This window comes from Streptosporangium sp. NPDC000396, from assembly GCF_042898655.1.
Lineage (GTDB): Bacteria > Actinomycetota > Actinomycetes > Streptosporangiales > Streptosporangiaceae > Streptosporangium.
The window spans coordinates 184,177-208,210 of the sequence record NZ_JBIAZA010000010.1; the positions used below are offsets into that span (position 1 = coordinate 184,177).

Here is a 24,034-nt window from a genome sequence, read left to right on the forward strand (position 1 = left end):
CCATGGACGCAGTGCTGATCGCCGGACTGCTCATCGTCTTGTTCGCCGTGTTCACCGTGTTGCGCTCGGTGCGCATCGTTCCCCAGGCCCGAGCCCGCAACGTGGAACGGCTCGGCCGCTATCACAGCACGCTCAAGCCGGGCCTGAACTTCGTGATCCCCTACATCGACCGGGTCTACCCGATGATCGACCTTCGCGAGCAGGTGGTCTCCTTCCGCCCGCAGCCGGTGATCACCGAGGACAACCTGGTCGTCGAGATCGACACCGTGCTCTACTTCCAGGTCACCGACCCGCGCGCGGCCGCCTACGAGATCGCCAACTACATCCAGGCCGTCGAGCAGCTCACGGTCACCACCCTGCGCAACGTCGTCGGCTCACTGGATCTGGAGATGACCCTCACCTCCCGCGACACGATCAACAGCCAGCTCAGGGGCGTGCTGGACGAGGCGACCGGCAAGTGGGGCATCCGGGTCAACCGCGTGGAGATCAAGGCGATCGACCCGCCCAAGACCATCAAGGAGGCGATGGAGAAGCAGATGCGCGCCGAGCGGGACAAGCGCGCCGCGATCCTCAACGCCGAAGGCCAGCGGCAGTCGCAGATCCTCACCGCCGAAGGCGACAAGCAGAGCGCGATCCTGCGTGCCGAGGGTGACCGGAGCGCCGCGATCCTCAAGGCCCAGGGCCAGGCCCAGGCCATCGACGAGGTCTTCCAGGCGGTCCACCGCAACGACCCGGACCCCCAGCTACTGGCCTACCAGTACTTGCAGGTGCTTCCGGAACTCGCCAGGGGCCAGGGCAACACGTTCTGGGTGATCCCCGGCGAGGTCACCTCCGCCCTTCAGAACGTCTCCAAGGCCTTCACCGAATCCCTGCCCCGCTCGGCCGCCACCCGCGAGGCGCCCCAGATCAGCGAGGCGACCGCCAGGGAGACCGCCCTGGCGGAGCGGGCCGCCGCGGAGGCGGTGGCCGAGGCGGCCAGCGCCGACTCCGGCCCCCGCCAGCTCGGCCCGGCCACCGCCGTCCCCGACGGTCTCACCGCCTTCACCGAACGGGATCAGTCCCACTCGAACAGGACGTAGCCGCGGTGCGGCACGTCGGCCTCCACGGTGACGCGGCCGTCCGCGCCGCGCGTCACCGGGACCGGCCGCGGCTCGGCCAGCGGAGCCAGCAGCACGGCCGCCGGGTCGCGGTCGAGCAGCACCTCGGGCCGGGCGCCGTCGAGCAGGACCTCGGGTCGGGCGCCGTCGAGCAGGATCTCGGGTCGGGCGGGGTCGGCTGAGCCGTTGACGACGGCCAGCCGCCACCGGCCGCCCACCCGCGCGTACTGCGCCATCAGGTGCGGCCCCCCGGTGACCAGGGGAAAGTCGGCACCGGCGAAGGCGACGGCGGCTTGCGCCAGGCGCCGCCCGTCGTCGCAGCGGCCCAGGCGCTCGGGCTCGCAGGCCGCCATGGTGACGACCCGCCCGCCGAGCGCGTTGACGGCCGCGACCCTGCCCGCGCCCCAGTGCTCACCGCGCGCCGTGACGATCTCGGTCCACACGTCGGCGCCCGGCTCGGCGACCAGCCGGGCCACCCGCCGCTGCTCGTTGACGCTCAGCAGCGCGCCGCCGTCGACGATCCGCTCCATGCTGTACGGCACGGCCGAGGGGGTCATGCGGTCCACGACCGTCTCGACCCGCACGCCGAGCAGGTCGCCGAAGCCGCGCCTGGTCAGGATGGCCGCCGCGGTGCCGTCCAGCAGCAGCCCGCCGCGCAGCAGCGCGAGCGGGTCGGGCACGCCCCAGGCGACCTCGCCGAACAGCGCGGTCACCGGGGCGGCGCCCGCCTGGATCGGCACGCCGTACGGGAGCAGGAAGCTCGCGGCCCGCAGCGGGTTCGCCTCCAGCCCGCGCAGGCTCCCGTCACCTTCGACCAGGGCGGCCGTGTCCTGCCACCACGGCACGCCCACGCCGTACGTCGTGAGGTCGGGGGTGACCGTGGCGTCCAGCGCGGGCCTGGACGCCGCGAGCATCCGCCCGACCCTGGGGTAGCGCGAGGGGGCGCCGGTGACGAAGGGGAACACGTCGAGGAGCAGCGCGTCGGCGCCCGACAGGTGGGCGGCGACCATCTCCGACCAGGTCTGGGTGTCGGACTTCGTCCACTCGGTGTGCGGCCAGTTCTCGATCTCGGGCGCCACCTCCACGCCCGCGGGCCGCAGGGGACGCTGGAGTTCGAGCATCGCCAGCGAATATGACAGGTCGGCGGCGGCCGTGTCGCCGTAGGGGGCGAAGTGCGGGCGGTGCGCCTCGACCCGCTCGAACATGCGGTCCCAGTCACGTCCCTCGACCGAGGCGACGCCGAGCCCGGAGCTCATCAGCCCGAGCTTGGCCCTTCCCCCGACGGCCCGCCGCACCAGGTCCACCACTTCGAGCTGGATCTCCCGCCACGTGCGCTGCAGCAGGGCGCGCCACGGGTGCGGCTCGCCGGGGGCGGTGATCGCGGCGAGAAGCTCCTCGCGGGTCACGTCCAGTCCCAGCCGCTCCAGAACCTCGGGTTCGAAGCCGCCGCCCCAGGTCAGCGGGCGGTGGTTGTGGTAGCGGAAGTCGTCTTCCAGCCACATCACCCGGAAGCCGATCTCGGCGAACCTGCCGTAGTGCGCGGCCAGCCACTTCCGCCAGACCGGGCAGGCGGGCGAGGCCGCCGCGGTGGCGGTCTCGCCGTACGGCGACACGAGCGGCGCGAAGCCCACGTCCTGGGTCCTGCCCCTGTCGACGTGCCCGACCGTCACCCACGGGTTGAGGCTGACCGACACGCCGCGGCCGGCCAGCAGGTCACGGGCCGCGCGCACGGTCTCGAACCACAGGTCCTCGTCGGCGCCGACCGGGTGCCCGGTGTGCAGTTCCTCGGAGTTGTACATCAGCACGACCTCCTCGACGCCGTGCCCGGCGCAGAAGTCCGCCAGGGCGCCCGGGTCCTGCCCGGGGGCGAGCTGGTAGCGGAGGTGGTACCTGGTCAATGTCCTGCTCCTCGGGTGCGGCGGGCGGTTTCCCTCCCCCGGGGCCGCCCGGACGCCCCGGCCGGGCCGTACGTCTGGACGGTCACTTCTGGCCGCGGTCGAAGTAGGCGATCAGCTCGGGGTCGAGCGGCGGGATGTCGTACGGCATGCCGCCGTCGCGCAGCGACATCGTCGCCATGTATCCGGCCGCCACGCTCATCCGGGCCGCCACCGGCGAGGTGTCGGTGACACCGCCTTCGCGGGCGAACCGGCAGAACTCGCCGAGGATTCCCGGGTCGGCGCCGCCGTGACCGCCATCGGCGTCCGGGACCTTGTAGGCGATGTCGCAGTCGTTCCGGTAGCCGGTCGGCCCGGTGTTCCACACCTTGACCGTGTCGCCGGGACCGTCACCGAAGTTCTCCAGGCGTCCCTCGGTGCCGATGACCGTGTAGTTGCGGACGTAGTCGGGCGAGAAGTGGCACTGCTGGTAGGCGGCGATGACCCCGTTGTCCAGGCGCATGTTCATCACCGAAACGTCCTCGACGTCGATGTGGTGGTTGAGGTTCTTCCTGGTCGTGGGCGGCCACTCGAACTCGTGCAGCCAGCCGTCGGGGCGCGGCGTGCCCGGCTCGCGGCGCGGCAGGTCGCCGTAGAGCATCAGGTCGCCCAGGGCGTTGACCCGGGTGGTGTAGCCTCCGGCGAGCCAGTGCACGACGTCGATGTCGTGGGCCGCCTTCTGCAGCAGCAGCCCGGTGGTGCGGGCGCGCTCGGCGTGCCAGTCCTTGAAGTAGTAGTCACCGCCGTACGACACGAAGTGGCGGACCCAGACGGTCTTCGGCTCGCCGATGACGCCCTTGACGATGATGTCGCGCATCAACCTGACGACGCCCATGTGGCGCATGTTGTGCCCCACGTAGAGCCGGGTCCCGGTCTCGTACGCGGCGCGCAGGATGTTGTCGCAGCCCTCCACGGTGATGTGCATGGGCTTCTCCAGGTAGACGGCCTTGCCGGCCTGGAGACAGTCGATCGCGATGCGCTCGTGGGTGTCGTCGGGCGTCATCACGATGACCGCGTCGACATCCGGAGAGTCGAGCAGCTCCCGGTAGTCCTCGGTCACGAGTTTCGCCTCGAACCTCTTCGCCTGCCTGTCGAGGACCGCCGGGTCGGAGTCGCAGACCGCGGTCACGACCGACCCCTTGCCCGGCCGGTGGGCCGCCAGGGCGAGGTTGAGCCGGAGGCCGAGGCCGATGACTCCGATGCGCAGGTCTTCCACGTGGTGTCCTTTCGTGTGGTACGGCGGTGCCGGATGCTAAGGCCCATTCTGTGGATCTTCCCGCCCGCTGCGGTCGCCCAGATCCACGGAACAGGCCCGGGGTCAGCCCTTGGCCAGGGACGCCTCGTACTCGGCGCGCATCGCGTCGCCGCCCTTCTTCTTCCAATCCTCCGTCAGGGTCTTCACGAAGGACATCGGCTTGCGCCCGGTGATGACGTCGTCGAGCCCGTCGCTGAGCATGGTGCTCAGCTCGGCGCCCTTGGCGGTGAAGGTGTCGGAGAAGTGGCCGACGGTGATCCGGGGCTGCATGATCGGCATGACGGTCGTCTCGAAGTCGTGGATGAGCTTCGCGGCGTCGGGCTTGCTCGGGATGTAGATGTACTCGGGCGAGTTGACCAGGAAGGAGACCGGCTGCCAGGTGGTGGGGGCTTCGGCCTCGCCCTTGGCGGTGAAGGCGATGTCACCGTCGGCGGTCTTGGTGAAGTGGGTGCCCTCGACGCCGAAGTTGATGAACTGGGCCTCCTCGGTGCCGAACGGCGCGGCGAGGTAGTTCATCACGTTGAGCAGCATCTCCACGCGCTTCGGATCGGCCTTCTTGTTGATCGCGGTGAAGCCCACCGAGCCGTACCCGGCGTTGAAGACCGGCTTGGAGCTCGAGGTGGCCGCGAACGGCTTGATGACGCCGAGCGGGAACTTCACGGTCTTGGCGTCGAGGAGGAACCCGGGGAAGGACTGGACGTAGGCGCCGATGCTGCCGTTGGCCACCTTCTCGGGGGTGGTGGTGAGCTTCGGGTCGGGCCAGAACAGCCCGGCGTCGTAGACCTTCTTGGTGAACTCGATCGCGGCCTGGTACTCGGGCGTCTCCATCTGGTGGACGAGCTTGCCGCCCTCCAGCTTCCAGGTGTTGGGCGCGCCGTACCAGTGGCTGAACATGTGCAGCATGTTCGTGTACGCGGGCTCCAGGACGTACTTCTTCCTCTTGGCGTCCAGCAGCGTCTTGGCCTTCTCCAGGAAGTCGTCCGCGCTGGTGAAGGTGGTGCCGCCGACCGGCGCCCAGAAGTCGTCGTTGGTCAGGAAGACCTGGCCGAAGATGCCGTAGGCGACCGCGACACCGACGATCTTGCCGTTCACCACGGCCGTCTTCCAGGCGTATTCCGGGATGTTGGCCAGGTTCGGATACTTCTTCACGGCGTCGCCCGACAGGTGGGGCGTGAGGTCGTGGAACTTGGCCTCCAGCAGCTCCGGGACACGCTGCAGGCCCTGGTTCGGCGGGAACCAGACCAGGTCGGGAATGTCGTCGCTGGCGATCACGGCGTTGAACTTGGCCGGGTAGTCGTCCACGACGATCGTCATGGCGAACTCGGAGCCGAGACGCTTGTTGAGCTCCTGCCAGTAGGCGTTCTGCGCCATCGGCGGGGCCGGGGTGTTGAAGGTCTCGGTCAGCGCAGTGATCTTGCTCCCGTCGCCGGGAGCCGCGGCGACGGACTTGACCAGCTCCTTCGGGTACTTCAGGTAGGCGGGGTCGATGCCCTGGGCGCTGCCCGGCAGGTCGGGGGTCGGCACCTTGGCCGGGACGTAGGTCGGCAGCTTGAGCTTGGCCGACAGCTCCGCGCCGCCCTTCTTCACCCCGGCCGCGCCGCCGCCCTGCCCCGAGCAGGCGGCGAGACCGGCGGCCGTGACACCGGCGATCGCGAGGCCGAGGAAACCACGGCGGGACATGCTTGCAGACATGATCGGTCCTCCTGGGGGGTGAGGGGTTCAGCCCTTGATGGCGCCGGTGAGGACGCCCTTGACGAAGTACTTCTGCAGGAACGGGTAGACGGCGAGAATCGGGATCATCGCGATCAGCAGGACGGCCATCTGGATGGACGACGCGGGCACGTTGTGGGTGATGAGCTGTTCGCTGGCGGCCGGTCCGCCGCCCATGAAGATGTACTGCCGAAGGATCACCTGGATGGGGTACATCGAGGAGTCGTTGAGATAGAGGATCGCGTTGAAGAAGGTGTTCCAGTAGCTGACCGCGTAGAAGAGCCCGATCACGGCGATGACCGCCTTGGACAGCGGGATCGCGATCCTGAACAGGACGCGCCACTCGCTCGCACCGTCGATCTTGGCCGCGTCGAACAGCTCGTCCGGCAGCCCCTGGAAGAACGCCCGCACCACGATCACGTTGAACGTGTTGACCAGGACGGGCACGATCAGCGCGGCGTAGGTGTCCAGCAGCCCGAGTTCCTTGACCGTCAGGTAGCTGGGAATCATGCCGGGTGCGAAGAGGAAGGTGCCGAGCACCATGAACAGGATCGGCTTGCCGCCGACCAGGTCCTTACGGGACAGGCCGTAGCCGAGGAAGACCGTGCAGATCAGGCTCAGCAGGGTCCCCGCGAGCGTGATGGCGACGCTGACGAGTACGGCGTGCGAGACGGCGCCGCCCGAGAGCACGGCCCGGTAGGCGTCCAGGGTCGGATGGCTAGGGAAGAGCACGTAGGAGCCGCCGTTGGCGATGCTCTCCTCGTGCCCGGTCAGGCTGGTCCCGACGGCCAGTCCGAACGGGTAGAGCACGACCAGCACGACGATGGCCAGCACGACGAACTTCGCCGTACGGCCCAGCGGCGTCGGCCGTTCCATCCACGGCGGGCGGATTCCCGCGCTGAGCATGCTCATCGGTAGATCCCCTGCTCTCCGAAGCGATGGGCGAGCTTGTTCGCCGCGTAGATCAGCCCCGCGCCGATCACGCCCTTCATCAGCCCGGCGGCGGTGCTGACGCCCCACTTCCCGTCGATGACGCCGTGGTAGTAGACGTAGGTGTCGATCACCTCGGACGCGTCGACGCCGACGGCCTGCCGTTGCAGGATCATCTGCTCGAAGCCGACCGAGAGGATGTCGCCCAGGCGCAGGATCAGCAGCATGAGGATCACCGGGCGGATGCCGGGCAGCGTGACGTGCCAGAGGCGGCGTTTCCAGTCGGCCCCGTCGATCGCGGCCGCCTCGTAGTGCGAGGCGTCGATCGAGGTGATCGCGGCCAGGAAGATGATCGTGCCCCAGCCCGTGTCCTTCCAGATGGCCTGGGCCGTCACCAGCAGCTTGAAGGTGTCCGGGTTGGACATCAGGTTGCCGATGTTCACGTTGTGCTCGACCAGGAAGCTGGTGACCGTACCCGCGCCACCGATGACCTGCTGGAACATCGCGACCACGACGACCCAGGACAGGAAGTGCGGCAGATAGACGACGGTCTGCACGAACCGCCTGAGGTGACGGCCGACGATCGAGTTGAGCAGGAGTGCCAGCGCGATCGGGGCCGGGAAGTAGAGCAGCAGCTGGAGCGCGGTGATCTGCAGGGTGTTGCCGACCGCCGTCCAGAACTCCGGCTCCGACAGCAGCACGGTGAAGTTGTCCAGGCCCACCCACGGGCTGTCGCCGACGCCGAGGAACGGCGCGTAGTCCTTGAACGCGATCACGTTGCCGACCAGCGGCACGTAGAAGAAGAGCACGAAGTAGAGCACGCCTGGCAGGCAGAGCAGCAGCAGGGTGCGATCCCGCCATAGGCGGGCCCACAGGCTCATGTGACGAGGCCCCTGCGCGGGGCGTGACTCCGCTGGAGTTTCGAGCGCCGGGGACGCCGTGGATGACGCCACGTTCCAACCTCCCTTCCGAGTGCCTGGGAGGCTAGCGCTCATTTATGAAATAAACTAGCTTAAACAGTGCAGGATTGAGCAGGATCGCCGATTCGATACCGGCCGGCGATCAGCCCGCTACGAGACCGTTATGTACGACAAACGGTCTATTTGGCACGTCTTGTCTGGCACGGGAGGTCGGCGAGCCGAAACGTGAGCTCGGCTCGATTTACATAACCTTCTGAGATAAAGGTGTCCGATCAGCACGGCCGGGCCGGGACCGTCGTCACCGCCGTCCGCCGATCCATCGTTTGCGTGTTCGGGGAGTACAATGAGGTTTACCTAGGACACTTCGTGCGTTGACACCAAGGTCGGCGTCGCCCAAGGCGATTCACCACACTGGTCTCTCCGAGATCGAGACAGGTCGGCCGACCATGACGCCGAAGCTTCTTTCACGCATCCCGCCGGTGATAGCCCGTTCTGCCGCTGCCTCTGTCAGTTCTTTCGTGGTGCGGCTGAACCTGGATCCCGCGCTTGGCCGCCGAGGCGTCGTCGACGGGGCCTGGTGGCCGAGCTCATCGGACACGGCCACCGAACTGTCCGGCCTCATTGCGGCCGTTGACCAGCGGCTAGGCCGGATCACCCTTCGGGTGACCCTGAATTCCGACAGCTGGGAGACCCGCCCTCACCGTGTCCAGGCCAGGGGCCGCCTCGTCGAGGTGAGGTGGCTGCGAGGCATCGATCCTCACCTGATCAGCCTGACCGTGGCGGGCATCAGGAACATCAATCTGCTGGTGATGGCGCCAGGCGTTGCGGGCGCCCCGACGAGCGGCGCCTTCAGAATGACCTCGGCGGATGAGAACCGCATCCGGTCGACCGACGCCCTCGCCACCTCCCACGAACCGATGTTGACCGGCTCCCGGACAACACAGAGCGGTGAACACGCCATCCGGGAGAACGAGGGCGAACGAATCGGGAATCGCCTGCTCGCAACCTGACCGCACAGCCGATCCCACTCCGTGCTCGGGCAGGGGTTCCGTGCCGTGCTCGGGCAGGACAGCACCTACACCATCGCGTGGCGGCACCCAACGGACCGCGCACGTTTCCATCTTTTCCGATCGGAGATCTCATGATCCCCATCCAAGCCGCCGCTTGTACCGAAGCAAGGCTTCTGTCTCGCTGCCGCCACGCCCACACCATCGTCAGACTGCACGGCGACATCGACATCGCCTCCAGCGCCGTGCTGCGCAAACGCCTGCGCAACACGCTCCAGCGCTGTATGGACCTGCTCATTCTCGACCTGTCTGAGGTCTCGTTCTGTGATGCCTCCGGGCTGGCCGTACTCGTCGGCATCCGCCGCCGCGCCAGCCGACTCGGTGTCACGCTCCGCGTGGCCTCGCCCCGACCCAGCACGGCCAGACTGCTGCGCATCACCGGCCTGGACCGCAGCCTCACGATCCACCCCACGCTGTCCAGCGCGCTCGCATCCAAAAACCACGATCCGACCATCAGGCAAGGCTCCGCGAGCACCAGCAGCCCGGGCGACGGTTCGCCCAGGTTCAGGGGAAGGTTTTCGACTTCGGCGTCGCAGTCCATCAGGTGGACGACATGGCAGAAGATCTCCTGATCCCCGTCCATGGGAGGCACCCCAGCGCGCCTTGTCATACTCCGACCTGAGATCGGCTCGGCCAAACGAAGTAACGGCCCCAGAGGGGGGTGCCGTCCCGGCCCGAGCGGTCCCGGCCCGGGCGTGAAGCAACGCTGTGGGCGGGATTAAGAAAACCGCGATGGACACTCCCGAAGACGACCGGGCACAGTGCGTAAGGTCGTAACTGAGGGGGGATCTGGGATGAAAGCGCTGGTCAAGGAGAAGGCCGAGCCAGGCCTGTGGTTGATGGACGTGCCGATGCCGGCGGTCGGGCCGGGAGAGGTCCTGATCAAGGTGCTGCGCACCGGGATCTGCGGCACGGACCTGCATATCCGGAGTTTCGACGCGTGGGCGCAGCAGACCCTGCGGACACCGCTCATCGTCGGGCACGAGTTCTCCGGCGAGGTCGTGGAGGTGGCGCCCGGTGTGGAGGACATCGCGGTCGGCGACCTGGTCAGCGGCGAGGGCCATCTGGTCTGCGGAAAATGCCGCAACTGCATGGCCGGGCGGCGGCACCTGTGCCGCAACACGATCGGGCTGGGCGTGCACCGGGACGGCGCCTTCGCCGAATACGTGACGCTCCCGGCCTCCAACGTCTGGGTCCACCGGGTGCCGGTCGACCCCGACGTCGCGGCCATCTTCGACCCGTTCGGCAACGCCGTACACACCGCCCTGACGTTTCCGATGGTCGGCGAGGACGTGCTGATCACCGGGGCCGGGCCGATCGGTCTCATGGCCGCCGCGGTGGCCACCCACGTGGGCGCCCGCAACGTGGTCATCACCGACGTCAGCCCCGAGCGGCTGGAGCTGGCCCGCAAGCTCGGAGTGACCCTGGCGCTGAACGTCGCCGAGACACCGATCTCGGAGGGCATGCGGCAGCTGGGCATGCGCGAGGGCTTCGACGTGGGCCTGGAGATGTCCGGGCACCCGCAGGCGCTCCGCGACATGATCGTCAACATGACCCACGGCGGGAAGATCGCCATGCTCGGGCTGCCCGCCGAGCAGTTCGCGGTCGACTTCGCGACGGTCGTCACCTCGATGATCACCATCAAGGGCATCTACGGCCGGGAGATGTACGAGACGTGGTACGCCATGTCCGTGCTCCTGGAGAAGGGCCTCGACCTGTCCCCCGTCATCACCGACCGTTTCTCCTACCGCGACTTCGACGCGGCCTTCGACACCGCCGCGAGCGGCAAAACCGGCAAGATCATCCTGGATTGGACCGCCTGATGTTCGACAACGTCCGCAACGACCTGCGTGCCACCCTCGACGAGATCACAGCCGCCGGGCTGCTCAAGCCCGAGCGCGTCATCACCACCCCCCAGAGCGCCGGCATCGCCGTCACCGGCGGCGGCGAGGTGCTGAACTTCTGCGCCAACAACTACCTGGGCCTGGCCGACCACCCCGAGGTGGTGGCCGCCGCCAAGGAGGCCCTGGACCGCTGGGGCTACGGCATGGCGTCGGTCCGCTTCATCTGCGGCACCCAGGAGGTGCACAAGGAACTGGAGGCGCGGCTGTCGGACTTCCTCGGCCAGGAGGACACGGTCCTCTACAGCTCCTGCTTCGACGCCAACGGCGGGGTCTTCGAGACGCTGCTCGACGACCGCGACGCGGTGATCTCCGACGCGCTCAACCACGCGAGCATCATCGACGGGATCCGCCTCTGCAAGGCGCGCCGCCTCCGCTACGCCAACCGTGACATGGCCGAGCTGGAGGCCAGGCTCAAGGAGTCCGCCGACGCCCGCCGCAGGCTGATCGTCACCGACGGCGTCTTCTCCATGGACGGCTACGTCGCGCCGCTGGACGAGATCTGCGACCTGGCGGAGCGCTACGACGCGATGGTCATGGTGGACGACTCCCACGCGGTGGGCTTCGTCGGCGAAGGCGGCCGGGGCACCCCCGAGCTGCACGGCGTGATGGACCGGGTCGACATCATCACCGGCACCCTGGGCAAGGCGCTCGGCGGAGCCAGCGGCGGCTACGTGGCGGCCCGCAAGGAGATCTGCGAGCTGCTCCGCCAGCGTTCCCGCCCCTACCTGTTCTCCAACTCGCTCGCCCCGGTGATCGCCGCCGCCTCCCTGCGCGTCCTCGACCTGATCAGCGGCTCCAGCGAGGCCCGCGAGCGGCTGCGCGCCAACACTGCACGGTTCCGCACCAGGATGACCGAGGCCGGGTTCGACATCCTGTCCGGGGACCACCCCATCGTCCCGGTGATGATCGGCGACGCCGCCGAAGCCGCCGCGATGGCCGAGCGCCTGCTTGAGCAGGGCATCTACGTGATCGGCTTCTCCTATCCCGTGGTCCCGCACGGCAAGGCCCGGATCCGGGTCCAGCTGTCGGCGGCGCACTCCACCGAAGACGTGGACCGGGCGGTGGATGCGTTCGTCACGGCCCGCGCCTGACCTCGGCCGGGGTGATCTCCGGCTCGGTCAGGATGTGACCTCCGCGAGAATGTACGAGTGATTGACACGCGGCGGCTCAGAACCCTGCGCGCGGTGGCCGACCATCGGACGGTCACCGCCGCGGCCGCCGCGCTGCACCTGACCCCCTCCGCGGTCTCCCAGCAGCTGGTCGCCCTCGAAAACGAGGTGGGCCACCGGCTGCTGGAACGCGACGGCCGGGGCGTGCGCCTGACGTCCGTCGGCCGGATCCTGCTCAACCACGCCAACGAGGTGCTCGCCCAGCTCGAACGGGCCGGTGCCGACATCGCCGCCTACACGGCCGGTACGGCGGGCGAGGTGAAGGTGGCCTCCTTCGCCACCGCGATCGGGCTGGTCGTGGCACCGGCGGTGAGCACGCTCCGGGACAAGGAGCCGGGCATCCAGGTGCGGGTGCTGGACGCCGAGGGCGACCAGAGCCTCACGATGGTCCTGGACGGCGCGGTGGACATCGCCGTCGCCGTCGAATACCGCGGAGCCCCCGCCGAAGACGACCGGCGGCTGTCCCGGTTCCCCCTCTACTCCGAACCGTTCGACGTGGTGCTGCCCAGCGACCATCCCCTGGCACACACGAGCCGCTCCGGCACCACCCTTCCGACCACGAACCTCGCAGGGGCGACCCCGGAGAACAACTCCGGCCTCCGGACCACGAACCGTACGGAGGCGACCCCGGAGAACAACCCCGGCCTCCGGACCACGAACCATGCGGAGACGAACCCGGAGAACGACCTCGGTCTTTCGGTCGCGGACCTGGCGGGTGAGACCTGGATCGGCCCCTATCCCGGCAACCCCTGCCACGACGTGATCGCCCTGGCCTGCGAACACGCGGGGTTCACCCCCGAGTTCGCCCACTCTTCCGACGACTTCAGCGCGGTGGTCGCGCTGGCCGCGGCCGGAGCGGGCGTGGCGATGGTGCCCCGCCTGGCACTGCGCGCGGCCGACCTGTCGGGTGTGGTGATCCGCCCCGTCGCGGGCCCCGAGCGACGGGTCTTCGCGGCCGTACGGCGCGGCGCGGAGCGGCACCCGCTCCTCCTCCCCCTGATGGACGCGCTCCGGACCACCGCGGCGGCCCTTCCCGGCGGCGCCCCGTGAACCGCCGACGAAGTCGCTGACGCCCGTTCCGGTCGGTCCGGCCTTCAGCTGCCGAGGGCGGCGAGGGCCAGGCGCTGGGCCACTGCCGGGGCGCCGGTGCTGAGGGAGGACGAGGTGCCCATCGAGTAGACCATGCGCCGGTTGAGGTCGCGGGAGGCGAAGATGCCGCTGCGGTACCCCGGGTCGGAGCCCGTCTTGCCCCATATCACCGAGCCGTCGGGCAGCGGCACGGACATCAGGCCGACGCTGAAGCAGGCCGTGCCCTTGCCGGGACCGGCGTTGCAGTAGGAGTCGTCGGCATACGGCAGCGGCTTGCCGTCGGCGCCCTTCGGCACGGCGAACAACTCCGCGGCCTGCGCCGGGCTCAGCAGCCGGCCGTCGAACAGGCCGGAGATGAAGCGGTCCAGGTCACCCGTGGTGGAGGTCATGCTGGCGGGTAGCCCGCCCTGCACGTTGACGTCGACCCGCTCGCCATTGCTCATGGTCAGATAGCCGGGCAGGTACGGCCGGGGCACGGGCGTGCTGCGGCCCGGCACGGCGGCCCTGGTCTGGTGCATCTTCAGCGGCTTCAGGATGCGGGCGGTCACCTCGTACTGGTACGAGTGCCCAGTGATCTCTTCGATGAGCTTGCCGGCGACGCGGTAGCCGAAGGAGTTGTACTCCTGCTTGGTGCCGGGGCGAAAGCGCGGGCCGGGAGCCGGCCTGCCCTCGGGGCGGAGCGTCTGCTGAATCACCTCGTCGAAGGTGAGGTAGTCAAGACGGCGCTCGATCTCCTCGTCCGGGGAGGTGGCCGGGGCGCCCTCGAGTTCCTGGGGCAGGCCGCTGGTGTGGTTGAGCAGCTGCCGTACGCTGATCGGCTCCGTGAACCGCTCCTCCGGCAGCAGCCCCGGCAGGTAGTGCTGGACGCTCTGGTCCAGGTCGACCCGGCCCTCGGCGGACAGTTGGAGCAGGATCACCGCCTGGATGGGCTTGCTGATGCTGCCGATCCGGAAGTGCGCGTCGCGGCTGATGCGCTTACCGGTGACGATGTCCCCGGACGTACCCCGCCACGTCTCTCCGTTCTTGTGCACCTCGGCCACGACACCGGCGACACCGTCGGCCGGGCGCACGGTGATCGCCTCGCGCAGGGCGGCACGGTCCAGACCCGTGGCGGGCCCGGCGATGGCGGCCTGCGCGGAGGCGACGACGCCGAAGGTCACGGCGACGGCGGCCAGGGACAGGGCCGAGAAACGGCGCAGCATAGGGAAACTCCACTTGGAAGGCGGTGATCAAGTCCCTTCGAGTCTGTCGGTGCGGCCCGCCCGGTTCTACGGGGATCACCCCGGCCCAACCCCGGACCGCCCCTGACCCCCCATCAGGACTGCATTCGGCCATCGTGCGGGCGACCAAGCCTCCGGCGAACCACGTGTCATCTCATCTGGACGAGATAGCCACCTTTTTGTGGGTACTTGTCGGCCGGACCGGGGTGGCCTGAAGCTTGATCGGGGACGATTGAAGGACCGTCAGATTCGAGTGAGCCGGGGAGGTTGGCGATGCATCAAGAGACCTGTTGGCCTCGGCCAGCTTCTCCAGGCGGCGGTGGCCCCAGTCGGAAAGAGGCGCCAGCGCTTCGGAGAGTTCCCGGCCGAACTCCGTCAGGGAGTACTCGGTCTTCAGCGGCCGCACGTCATGCACCTCCCGGTGGACCAGCCCATCACCCTCCATTTCCCGGAGAGTCTGAGTCAGCACCTTCTCGGTGAGGCCCGGCAGCCGTCGGCGCAGCTCACCGGGGCGGCGAGGACCGGCTTCCAGGAGCCAGAGCAGAATCGTCTTCCACTTCCCGTCGATCACAGCGACCGCGGCGGTTACTCCGCAGGCATTCAGGTCCTGGGCACGACTGCGCGTCATCTTCATCCCATCCACTGCTGTTCATCGAAGTATTCAGAATATTCAGGAGTTGAATCATGGCCTCACACACTGGACAGTCTGCTGTCACCGTGCTCGGTCTGGGGCCGATGGGCCGGGCTCTGGCCGGCGCCTTCCTGGACGCCGGCCTGCCGATCACGGTGTGGAACCGCACACCCGGCAAGGATCAGGAATTGGTCGAACGGGGTGCGATCCCCGCGGAATCGCCCGAAGCGGCGGTCGCCGCGAGCCCGCTGACCGTGATCTGCGTCGTGAACTATGACGCGGCCGACGCCATCGTGCGGCGCGGCGCGGTGACTGACGCACTCAAGGGACGCGCGGTGGTGAATCTGACCGCCGACACCCCTGACCGGGCCCGCGACACCGCCGCCTGGGCGGCCGAGCACGGCATCGGGTACCTGGACGGTGCGATCATGACGCCGACCACGACCATCGGGACACCGGCCGGGGTGTTCCTCCACAGTGGCCCGGAGCAGCTTTACCAGGAGCACCGGCCGGTGCTGGACGCCCTGGGCGGCACCCACACCCACCTCGGTGAGGAGATCGGCCGGGCCGCCGCACACGACATCGCCTTGCTCGATGTTTTCTGGACCGCGATGACGGGCTACGCGCACGCGCTGGCCGTGGCGAAGGCGGAAGGCATCAGCGCGCGAGAGTTGGCACCGTTCGCCAAAGGCATCGGGGCGATCCTGCCGCCGATCTTCGAGCAGGCCGCGGAGGAAGTGGACAGCGGCAGATTTTCCGGCGAGGGCAATCCGATCACCTCGGCGGTGTCGTCCATGGCCCATATCGTCCACGCCTCCGAGGCCCACGGCATCGACGCGGGGGTGATGCGCGCGGCCGAAGGCCTGGCGCGCCGCGCCATCGGACGTGGCCACGGCACGGACGGATTCATCCGGATCACCGAGATCATGAATCCCCGCTGAGGAATCCACCGTTCAACGCCCCTGGGAGCCCGGCACGTTCTCGGCGTATGCCAGTGCCGTGCTCCAGGGGTGCAAACGCACGACGATCAGCGGTGTTCTTTCCGCCGGAGCCCGTCGACCGCTTCGACGAGCCGACGCAGTTCTTCGTCGGTGTTGTAGTAGTGCACCGAGGCGCGGACCAGGTCGGGCAGGCCGCGGGCGGCCAGGTCGTATCGGGCGTATTCGCGCAGCGAGACCGAGGTGTTGATGTCCATCTCGGTGAGCCGGTGATGGACCTCGGCCGAGGGCATCCCGGCGACGGTGAAGGTGACGATGCCGCACTGCCGCAGGCCTTGGTCGCAGACCCGCACGCCGGGCACCTGCCGCAGGTCCTCCCGCAGCCGCCGCGCCAGGGAGCACACCCGCTCCTCGATGGTGTCGATCCCCAGGGACAGGGCGTAGTCCACCGCGGCGCCCAGGCCGAGCGCGGCGGCGACGTCGCGCTCCCACGTCTCGAACATCCGCGCGGTGGTGTGGATCTCGTAGCGGTCCGGGCCGGTCCAGGTGGCGGAGTGCAGATCCAGTACGGCGGGCCGGATCCGCTCGCGCAGCCGGGGCCTGACGTACAGGAAGCCCGTGCCGCGAGGTCCGCGCAGGTATTTGCGGCCCGGGGCGCTGAGGGCGTCGCAACGCAGCCGTTCGACGTCCAGGTCGAGCTGGCCGGCGGACTGGCAGGCGTCCAGCAGGAACGGCACGCCGGCCGCCTCGGCGATCTTCCCTACCTCCTCCGCGGGGTTGACCAGGCCGCCCTGGGTGGGAACGTGGGTGATCGCGATCAGCCGTACCCGCTCGTCCATGCGGCGTCGCAGGTCCTCGATGTCCATCTGCCCGGACTCGTCGTCGTCGACCATCTCGACGACCGCCCCGGTGCGCTCGGCGACCTGGAGGAAGGCGATGACGTTGCTGGCGTATTCGGCCCGGCAGGTCAGGATGCGGTCGCCGGGGCCGAACGGCAGGGCGTAGAACACCGCCTGCCACGCCCTGGTCGCGTTGTCGGTCAGCGCGATGTCGTCGGCACCGGCGTTGAGCAGGGCGGCGATGGAGGAGCGGACCGCCATCAGCCGGGGAGCGGCTTCGGCGGCCGCCCGGTAGCCGCCGCGCAGCGCCTCGGCGCGCAGGTGGGCGACCACCGTGTCGGTCACGATCGCGGGAGGCAGTGCGGTTCCCGCGTTGTCCAGGTGGGTCACGCGGGCACAGCCGGGCGTGTCGGCCCGTGCCCGCTCGACATCTTGCATGCAGAACATATAAACTGAATACAGAAATTTGTTTTTGTATGCAAGAGGGGGAGAGAGTGGATCACGCTACGGCTCCGCTGCGGCGCGACATCGCCGAGCAGGTCACCGCTCGCATCCTGGACGGCCGACTGCCCGCGGAGGCGCGCGTCAACGAGGTCCGCCTCGCGGCCGAGCTGGGGGTCAGCCGCACCCCGCTCAGAGAGGCGCTGGTGGAGCTCACCGACCGCAGCCTGCTGGTCGCCGAGCCGCGGCGCGGCTTCCGCGTGCCACCCCTGAACATCGACGAGGCCCGCAAGCTGTATCCGCTGGTCGGCGAGCTGGAGGCCCTCGCACTGCGGTGGAGTGCCCCCCAAGACCTGCTCGGGCTCGCCGACCGGCTCGAGCGGCAGATCGACGACATGCAAGCCACCCTGGACGAGGGGGGCGACCTGGCCGGGATCGACGACCAGTGGCACGCACTGCTGCTGTCCGCCTGCGCCAACGCCCACCTGATGCGGCTCATCGCCCAGACCAAGCCGCTGCTCAAGCGGTACGACGTGCTCTATTTCGGCGGCCCGGACCGGGCCCGGCGCAGCATCGACGAACACCGCCGCATCCTCGCCGCCATCCGTGACGGAGATCTCAACGAGGCGGCGCGATGGCTCGTTCAGAACTGGGTCAACGGAGCCGCCTACCTCGGCCAGGACCCTCAACGGTCCGGCCGGTAGATCGCCCGGCGCGGAAAAGGCAAAGCCATGATCGAAACGACTCCGGCCAGTCGCACCGGCATCGACCTGACCGGACACGTCGCCATCGTCACCGGCGGTTCCTCCGGTCTGGGCCACGCCATCGCCCTCGCCCTGGCCCAGGCCGGGTCGGCCGTCACGCTCGTCAGCCGACGGCGGCAGACCGGTGAGCAGGCCGCGGCGCGAATCACGTCCCTCACCGGGCGACCGGCTTCGGCGCTGGCCTGCGACGTCAGCGACGAAGACGGCGTCCGGCGGGCCGTGGGCGAGGTCGCCGGCCGGTTCGGCCGCCTGGACATCCTGGTGACCAGCGCGGGGATCCAGGCCAGAGGCGAAATCGGCCGGCTGGGCGCGGCCGAGCTCCGGCGCTGCCTGGAGGTCAACGTCGTCGGGACCTTCCTGGCCTGTCAGGCGGCCGTCCCGGTCATGCGGGCCGCGGAATACGGCCGCATCGTCACCCTGGCCAGCGCACTCGGCCTGGTGGGCGCCGCCGGCCGGGCGGGCTACGCCGCCAGCAAGGGCGCGGTCGTCCAGCTCACCCGGAGCCTGGCGGTCGAACTGGCCGGCACCGGCATCTGCGTCAACGCCCTCGCCCCGGGGCCGTTCCGCACCCCGCTGAACGAAGGCGCCGACGACGATCCCCGCGTACGCGACTTCCTCGACCACCAGGTGCCCGCGCGCCGCTGGGCGCAGCCCACCGAACTGACCGCCGCCGCGCTTCTGCTGGCCAGCCCCGCCGCCTCCTACATCACCGGCGCGATCCTGCCCGTCGACGGCGGCTGGACCGCCCACTGAGGCTGACCGCCGCGCTCCGTTGCCACCGTATTCCGGCCGTCCCTCATCAAGGGCAACCTGTTCGAATCCTTCGCGTACAGCGCGGCGATCGAGCCTCCGGCGTGCGAAGCCCTCGGCGGGCGCTCCAGCGGGGGATGAGGAGCGTAAGGGCATGTGTCGCGAGTCGTGGGGAAGGTGCTCGCATGCCGTGCTCCCGCCGAGGGCGGTTCAGGAGGGCTCCCGGTGGGTGCCGGGAACCACGCGTCATCTCACCCGAGCGGGGACAGGGAGGCGCGCATCTCGGGAAGAGGCTCAGCCACGGAAAGAGACGCTTCGAAGACCGGCGGATTCGCGGGGAGTTCACACCAGACGGTCCGGCCTGGCTCCCGCCCGTGGGAGCGGTAGCCCCAGTTTCCACCCGACAACGCGCTGACGATCGCCAGCCCCCGGCCACTCTCCATGAGGAGGAACTCCGGGTCCGTCCGGACATGGGGGTCCTCGGTGGTCAGACCCGTGTCCACGACCTCGATGCGCAGCAGCCCGCCGTACGCCATCAGCCGGAGAACCAGCGGATCGACGGCGGTGAGCCCGGCGACCCCGTGCCGGGCGTGCCGGACGGCGTTGGTCACCAACTCGGAGACGACCAGCCGCGCGGGCTCGTAGGCGGGGTGGTTCTCCCCGAGCCATTGACGAACTTCGTCCCGCGCCCGTGAAGCCGATTCGGGATTTCCGGGCAGACAGATCTCTTTAAGCGTCTCCGGGTTCATCGATTTGCCTCCCCCAGCCGAATCCGGCTGGTTCTCCGTCCTCACTCGGGCCATTGGCCGAGGCACCGTCGCGGCTTTGACGTGGCATTCATAAGGTCGCAAACAATCGGGGAACGGGGTTGGGAATCGTGTTCGCAATGAGTTCACAATCATGTGAACCCTCTCGCGCGATCGGACGGATTCCCAGGACAATGGGCCAAACGCGGCGAGAGGAGCCCCCAATGACCGTCTCCCCGGACCCAACCCCGGAACCGCTCTCTGAACCATCCCCGGAACCGGATCTGTACGGATCGACACGCATTCAATTCGGCATTGAGCTACGCAAATTCCGGCTTATGTCTGGATTTACCCAGAAAAAACTAGGCAAGGCAATCCCCCTCTCCGTCAGCCAGCTGAGCATGCTGGAAAACGGCCACCGGGCGCCCAGCAGGGAGCTGGCCCGCAAGGTGGACGGCATCCTCGGCCTGGGGACAGCGCTCGTGGACTTGCTCGACCGCCTGAACCGCACGGCGGCCCAGCTTCCCCGCTGGTTCCGCCCCTGGCTGGACTTCGAACGCGAAGCGGAAGCCCTGCGCATGTGGGAGCCGCTGATGGTGCCCGGTCTCCTCCAGACCGAGGACTACGCACGAGCCATCCTGAGCCGCGAACCCGGCATCTCCGCCGAGCAAGTGGAAGAACACATCGCAGCTCGCATGGATCGGCAAGGCATTCTCAGGCGACCCGCACCTCCAATGCTCTGGGTCGTCCTGGACGAGGGCATCCTCCACCGACCCGTCGCCGACGCAGAAGTGATGAAAGGCCAGTTCGAGCACCTTCTTGAGATCGGGGAAAGCCCGTCGATCTCCCTTCAGGTGCTTCCCTACAAGGCATGCAGTGTGATTGGTCTGCTCGGCGGCTTCGTCATCGCGGACATGCCCGGAGGAGCCCCGCCCGTGGCCTACATCGACTCCCAGAGAACAGGAGATCGAGTAAGCGAGCGGATCGAAGAGGTGAAAGGTCTAGCATTCAGATACGACGTGATCCGAGTGGACGCTCTGTCCCGGTGCGAGTCACTCAGCATGATCAAGGAGACAATGCGGAGATGGACGACGTGACCCAGGAACTCACCAACGCCCAATGGCGCAAATCTTCCCTTTCAGGAAGTGACGGAAGCAACTGCGTCGAAGTGGCCAACCTGACCGGCGGACGCCGCGCCGTACGCGACAGCAAAAACCGCACCGGCCCCGCCCTCATCTTCACCCCCGAAGAGTGGACCACCTTCCTGGCCAGCATCAAAAATGGCGACTTCGACTAGTTTCACGGCCCTCCACAAATGTTCACCCGAGAAGCCCTCCAGCCGCCCGCTCGGAGGGCTTCTTCCTGTCCCTGAGAGAAGTCCTCAGATCCGGCGAACCGAATCGGACAGGGAAGCAAAAGATCAATTAGCGGCAGTGGTAGCCCACTCCTGGGCGAGGGCCTTCGTCTGCTGCAGGACGAGCCGCACAGCCTCGGGTTCATCGTCCGGAGGGTATCCATGCTTTGCGAGGAGACGCTTGACCTTGCTGCGCAACCGGGCCTGAACCTGAGCCCGCTCCTCCCAGTCCACAACAGCATCGCCTCGGATCGCTTTGACGAGTTCGCGGGCGATCACCACCAGTTTCGCGTCCCCTAAAATCTCTTTGGCCGACTCGTTCGCCGCCACCGCGTCGTAGAAGGCGAGTTCGGCTTCGTCGAGACCCATCGCATCGGCTCGCCCTCTGTCGGCCGCGAGCTCGCGAGCGAGGTCGATTAGCCGAGTGATGATCTCCGCCGAGCTGAGTGCCTGGTTCTCGTATCGCTTCATCGCCGCGGTGATGCGAGCGGAGAACATTTCCTCGATCTTCGACGTCATCTCATTCCGGCGGACAAGGTTGAGCCGGTTGGCCGCCCGGTTCTCCTCCTCGATCCGGCGTCGTAAAGCCTCGATGGCAAGGTTCGGGCGCATGCTCTGGCGGAAGCGTTCGACGAACACCTCGTCCAGCTTCGTCAGGTCGGGCTTCTCGATGCCGGCGGCCTCGTAGATGTCCACCACGTCACCGAAGTCCAATGCCTGTGCGGCGAGTTCCCGGAGCGCGATCTTGATCTCCTGCGGGGTGGCAAGCCCTCGGGAACGGCGTGCATCCTCGTCGAACTTGGCCATGTAGACGCGGACCGAATCGAAGAACCGGATGTCGGCCATGAGCGGTGCGACACGCTCGTGGGTGGGGCAGAGGGTAAGCGCCTGCGACATAGTTCGATAGGCTTGGGTGAATCGCTTGGGCAGGGTCTCCCTGCGTGCCTCCAGGTCCTGAGCCTCCCGGACGGGATCGCGCAAATAGTCCGTCGTTCCGAGTGCCGCGTTGACGTGGGCGCGGGGAGCGCCGGAGTCCCGGACTGCTCTCCAGTCGTAACCGGAGAGAATCCCGCAGATCACCCCGTGCCGCTCTATGACCAAGTCGACGGCCGTGGACGTCGGATCTCCGACCGTGCGCCTCTCCCTGTCTTCGGGGGTGTATTCGGCCAATGCCTCGGTCAGGCTTTCCGCGATGCCGAGGAAGTCGACGACCAACCCGGCGTCTTTCTCCTTGAAACGGCGATTCACCCGGGCGATGGCCTGCATGAGCGCCGCACCGCGCATCGGCTTGTCCACGTAGAGCGTGTGGAGCGGCGGCGAGTCGAACCCGGTCAGCCACATGTCCCGGACGATGACCAGCTCTAGTCCATCCTTCTCGTCAACCATCCGGCGCTGGATCTCCTTGAGCTGCCCCGGGTTGCGGCCGTGGCGTGACACGGGCCACTTGTCCGAAGGGTGGGAGGTGTAGACGACCTTGATCTTTCCCTCGTTGTCGTCATCGTGGTGCCAGCTGCCCTCAAGCTTGATGATCTCCTCGTAGAGGGCCGCACAGACACGTCGAGAAAAACCAACGATCATCCCCTTGCCCGCGAACTCCGTCGTCTTGCGCATCGCGGCACTGCGGTCCTTCCAGTGAGTGACGATGTCGGCGGCGACCTTGGCGAGGCGCCCGTCGGCCTGGATCATCTCCTCGTAGATGCTGAAAGCATGGCGTGCCCTGAGACGCTCGTCGTCGTCCAGATCGGCGGTGAGATCGTCCACACGCTCGTCGAGGTCGGCAGGGTCGACCTCGGTCCGCCAGCGGACTGGAATGTGACGGTTCTCGTAGAACACCTTCACCGTCGCGCCGTCCTCGACGGCTCTGGTCAGATCGTAGACATCGATGACATCGCCGAAGACCGCGTAGGTGTTGGCATCTGCCGTGGCGATCGGGGTTCCGGTGAACGCGATGAAGGTGGCGTGTGGCAGCGCCTGCCGAAGGTTCCTGGCGAGACCGTTCTCGCCGACCAACTCGTAATGGCTCCGATGTGCCTCATCGACGATCACGACGACGTTGCGCCGGTCCGAGAGAAGCGGGTGATCCTTTATCTTCGCCTCACGCTCATCCTTGGTGAGGCTGAACTTCTGCAACGTGGAGAAAACGATGCCGCCGGTGGGCCGGGTCCGCAACTGCTCTCGCAGCGCCTCACGCGAGCTCACCTGGATCGGAGCCTCGCCCAGCAGCTCGCTCGCGGCGAACTCCTCAAAGAGTTGGTTGTCCAGGTCCGTCCTGTCAGTGAGGACGACGATCGTGGGATTGCCCAGAGCGGGCTGCTGGAGGATCTTCGCGGCATAGAACTCCATCTCCAGGCTCTTGCCTGACCCCTGGGTGTGCCAGACCACCCCAGCGCGACCGTCCCTGGCCGCGGCGACCAGGGTCTTGGCCACCGCCGTGTTGACCGCGTGGAACTGGTGGGCCTTCGCCAGCCGCTTGATCCCGTGGTTCTTCCGGGAGAACGAGATGAAGCTCGCCAGGATATCGATGAAGCGCGGCGGGTCGAACAGTCCCGAGATCAGCACCTCCAGCGCGGTCCCGTGCGCGATCCGGACCGGCTCCCCCTGATCGTCCACATTCCAGGGCGCCATGTGCTCCCATGGCGTAAACGGCGTACCGTACCGGGCGGAGATCCCGTCGCTCGCCACAACGATCGCCGGTACGGTGAAGCCCACCGGGCCGAACTCGCGCACGTAGGTCTGGAGCTGGTTATAGGCGGTTTCGGTGGTGCCGTAAGGGTCATCAGCTCGCTTCAGCTCGAAGATTGCCAGCGGCAGGCCATTGACGTAGCAGACGATGTCGAAGCGCCGCTCACGCCGGTCGTGTTTGAGCGTGACCTGGTTGACCGCGATGAACTCGTTGGTGTTGACGTTCTCGAAGTCCAGCAGCCATGCGGTCCGGTTCTGCTCCTGGCCACGTTCGTCGCGATAGGAGACGGTCACGCCACGGGTCAGTTTCTCGTGCACGGCCTTGTTCGCGCTGAACGCCCGCTGCGTCTCCCTGCGGAGCACCTGGTTGACCGCGTCATCCACGGCCTTCTGGGGAAGGTCGGGGTTGATGCGCTCGATGGCATCTCGAAGCCGGGGCACAATGACCAGCTCATCCCAACTCGGCCGCTGCCCTGTCTCTGGCGCGATCTGGGTGCCCCTGAGCGGCTCCCATCCCCACTCGGCCAGCCATTCGAGAGCGTAAGCCTCCCAGTCCTCCTCCATCGGAGCCCAGCCTGGCTTCCCCATCGCACC

General features: G+C 68.0%; 21 protein-coding genes. 11 read left to right on the forward strand and 10 right to left on the reverse strand.

From position 1 onward, the window contains the following. Window positions 1-2 precede the first annotated feature (2 nt). Window positions 3-1,079, forward strand: coding sequence for an SPFH domain-containing protein (locus ACFY2X_RS18240; protein ID WP_389939525.1), 1,077 nt, complete (start codon window positions 3-5; stop codon window positions 1,077-1,079). Here the strand turns inward: ACFY2X_RS18240 and ACFY2X_RS18245 are convergent. The 5 genes from ACFY2X_RS18245 to ACFY2X_RS18265 form a co-directional block, all read right to left on the reverse strand. Next, window positions 1,055-2,995 carry a hypothetical protein gene (locus tag ACFY2X_RS18245; RefSeq protein WP_389939527.1) on the reverse strand — a complete coding sequence of 647 codons (1,941 nt, stop codon included), beginning with the start codon at window positions 2,993-2,995 and terminating at the stop codon, window positions 1,055-1,057. The genes ACFY2X_RS18240 and ACFY2X_RS18245 overlap by 25 nt on opposite strands. 82 nt (window positions 2,996-3,077) lie before the next feature. Next, window positions 3,078-4,247: a Gfo/Idh/MocA family protein gene (locus ACFY2X_RS18250; RefSeq protein ID WP_389939529.1), complete on the reverse strand. Its 1,170-nt coding sequence runs from the start codon at window positions 4,245-4,247 to the stop codon at window positions 3,078-3,080. A 102-nt stretch (window positions 4,248-4,349) separates the two neighbouring features. Next, window positions 4,350-5,978 carry a hypothetical protein gene (locus ACFY2X_RS18255; protein ID WP_389939531.1) on the reverse strand — a complete coding sequence of 543 codons (1,629 nt, stop codon included), beginning with the start codon at window positions 5,976-5,978 and terminating at the stop codon, window positions 4,350-4,352. 27 nt (window positions 5,979-6,005) lie between these two features. Next, window positions 6,006-6,908 (reverse strand): carbohydrate ABC transporter permease, encoded by a 903-nt coding sequence (locus ACFY2X_RS18260; RefSeq protein ID WP_389939532.1) that lies wholly within the window; start codon window positions 6,906-6,908, stop codon window positions 6,006-6,008. After that, the gene (locus tag ACFY2X_RS18265) at window positions 6,905-7,807 is read right to left on the reverse strand and encodes an ABC transporter permease (protein WP_389939534.1); all 903 of its coding nucleotides are present in this window, start codon (window positions 7,805-7,807) and stop codon (window positions 6,905-6,907) included. The genes ACFY2X_RS18260 and ACFY2X_RS18265 overlap by 4 nt, the downstream gene beginning before the upstream one ends. 485 nt (window positions 7,808-8,292) lie before the next feature. On the opposite strand from ACFY2X_RS18265, the gene ACFY2X_RS18270 reads away from it, so the two are divergent. The 5 genes from ACFY2X_RS18270 (at window position 8,293) to ACFY2X_RS18290 (ending at window position 13,036) form a co-directional block, all read left to right on the forward strand. After that, on the forward strand, window positions 8,293-8,856 hold the full coding sequence (locus ACFY2X_RS18270; RefSeq protein WP_389939536.1) for a DUF5994 family protein: 564 nt from the start codon (window positions 8,293-8,295) through the stop codon (window positions 8,854-8,856). A 131-nt stretch (window positions 8,857-8,987) separates the two neighbouring features. Continuing rightward, on the forward strand, window positions 8,988-9,485 hold the full coding sequence (locus ACFY2X_RS18275) for an STAS domain-containing protein (protein WP_389939538.1): 498 nt from the start codon (window positions 8,988-8,990) through the stop codon (window positions 9,483-9,485). Window positions 9,486-9,707: 222 nt separating this feature from the next. Next, window positions 9,708-10,736, forward strand: coding sequence for an L-threonine 3-dehydrogenase (gene tdh / locus ACFY2X_RS18280; protein WP_389939540.1), 1,029 nt, complete (start codon window positions 9,708-9,710; stop codon window positions 10,734-10,736). Further along, window positions 10,736-11,908 carry a glycine C-acetyltransferase gene (locus tag ACFY2X_RS18285; protein WP_389939736.1) on the forward strand — a complete coding sequence of 391 codons (1,173 nt, stop codon included), beginning with the start codon at window positions 10,736-10,738 and terminating at the stop codon, window positions 11,906-11,908. The genes tdh and ACFY2X_RS18285 overlap by 1 nt, the downstream gene beginning before the upstream one ends. A gap of 57 nt (window positions 11,909-11,965) precedes the next feature. Continuing rightward, window positions 11,966-13,036, forward strand: a complete 1,071-nt coding sequence (locus tag ACFY2X_RS18290; protein WP_389939542.1) for a LysR family transcriptional regulator — start codon at window positions 11,966-11,968, stop codon at window positions 13,034-13,036. A 44-nt stretch (window positions 13,037-13,080) separates the two neighbouring features. Here the strand turns inward: ACFY2X_RS18290 and ACFY2X_RS18295 are convergent, their stop codons facing one another. Then, window positions 13,081-14,277 carry a serine hydrolase domain-containing protein gene (locus tag ACFY2X_RS18295; protein ID WP_389939544.1) on the reverse strand — a complete coding sequence of 399 codons (1,197 nt, stop codon included), beginning with the start codon at window positions 14,275-14,277 and terminating at the stop codon, window positions 13,081-13,083. Between the two features lie 172 nt (window positions 14,278-14,449). Next, the gene (locus ACFY2X_RS18300) at window positions 14,450-14,929 is read right to left on the reverse strand and encodes a winged helix-turn-helix transcriptional regulator (protein ID WP_389939546.1); all 480 of its coding nucleotides are present in this window, start codon (window positions 14,927-14,929) and stop codon (window positions 14,450-14,452) included. Between the two features lie 50 nt (window positions 14,930-14,979). Here ACFY2X_RS18300 and ACFY2X_RS18305 point away from each other — a divergent pair, with 50 nt between their 5' ends. Further along, window positions 14,980-15,867: an NAD(P)-dependent oxidoreductase gene (locus tag ACFY2X_RS18305; protein ID WP_389939548.1), complete on the forward strand. Its 888-nt coding sequence runs from the start codon at window positions 14,980-14,982 to the stop codon at window positions 15,865-15,867. An 86-nt stretch (window positions 15,868-15,953) separates the two neighbouring features. On the opposite strand, the gene ACFY2X_RS18310 is transcribed toward ACFY2X_RS18305, so the two are convergent. Next, window positions 15,954-17,141, reverse strand: a complete 1,188-nt coding sequence (locus ACFY2X_RS18310) for an aminotransferase class V-fold PLP-dependent enzyme (RefSeq protein ID WP_389939550.1) — start codon at window positions 17,139-17,141, stop codon at window positions 15,954-15,956. Window positions 17,142-17,197: 56 nt separating this feature from the next. Here ACFY2X_RS18310 and ACFY2X_RS18315 point away from each other — a divergent pair, with 56 nt between their 5' ends. Beyond that, a complete protein-coding gene (locus tag ACFY2X_RS18315) occupies window positions 17,198-17,848 on the forward strand; it encodes a GntR family transcriptional regulator (protein WP_389939552.1) in 651 nt (216 codons plus the stop codon). Between the two features lie 27 nt (window positions 17,849-17,875). Next, entirely contained in the window at window positions 17,876-18,661 is a 786-nt protein-coding gene (locus ACFY2X_RS18320) for an SDR family NAD(P)-dependent oxidoreductase (RefSeq protein WP_389939554.1), read from the forward strand. 248 nt (window positions 18,662-18,909) lie between these two features. On the opposite strand, the gene ACFY2X_RS18325 is transcribed toward ACFY2X_RS18320, so the two are convergent. Then, a complete protein-coding gene (locus tag ACFY2X_RS18325; protein WP_389939556.1) occupies window positions 18,910-19,407 on the reverse strand; it encodes an ATP-binding protein in 498 nt (165 codons plus the stop codon). A gap of 221 nt (window positions 19,408-19,628) precedes the next feature. Here ACFY2X_RS18325 and ACFY2X_RS18330 point away from each other — a divergent pair, with 221 nt between their 5' ends. Together ACFY2X_RS18330 and ACFY2X_RS18335 are read left to right on the forward strand one after the other, a co-directional pair. Next, complete coding sequence (locus ACFY2X_RS18330; protein ID WP_389939558.1) at window positions 19,629-20,501, forward strand: helix-turn-helix transcriptional regulator; 873 nt, start codon at window positions 19,629-19,631, stop codon at window positions 20,499-20,501. Beyond that, on the forward strand, window positions 20,489-20,701 hold the full coding sequence (locus ACFY2X_RS18335) for a DUF397 domain-containing protein (protein ID WP_389939560.1): 213 nt from the start codon (window positions 20,489-20,491) through the stop codon (window positions 20,699-20,701). The genes ACFY2X_RS18330 and ACFY2X_RS18335 overlap by 13 nt, the downstream gene beginning before the upstream one ends. A 123-nt stretch (window positions 20,702-20,824) precedes the next feature. Here ACFY2X_RS18335 and ACFY2X_RS18340 read toward each other — a convergent pair whose 3' ends face one another. Beyond that, window positions 20,825-24,028, reverse strand: coding sequence for a type I restriction endonuclease subunit R (locus ACFY2X_RS18340; RefSeq protein ID WP_389939562.1), 3,204 nt, complete (start codon window positions 24,026-24,028; stop codon window positions 20,825-20,827). Window positions 24,029-24,034 lie beyond the last annotated feature (6 nt).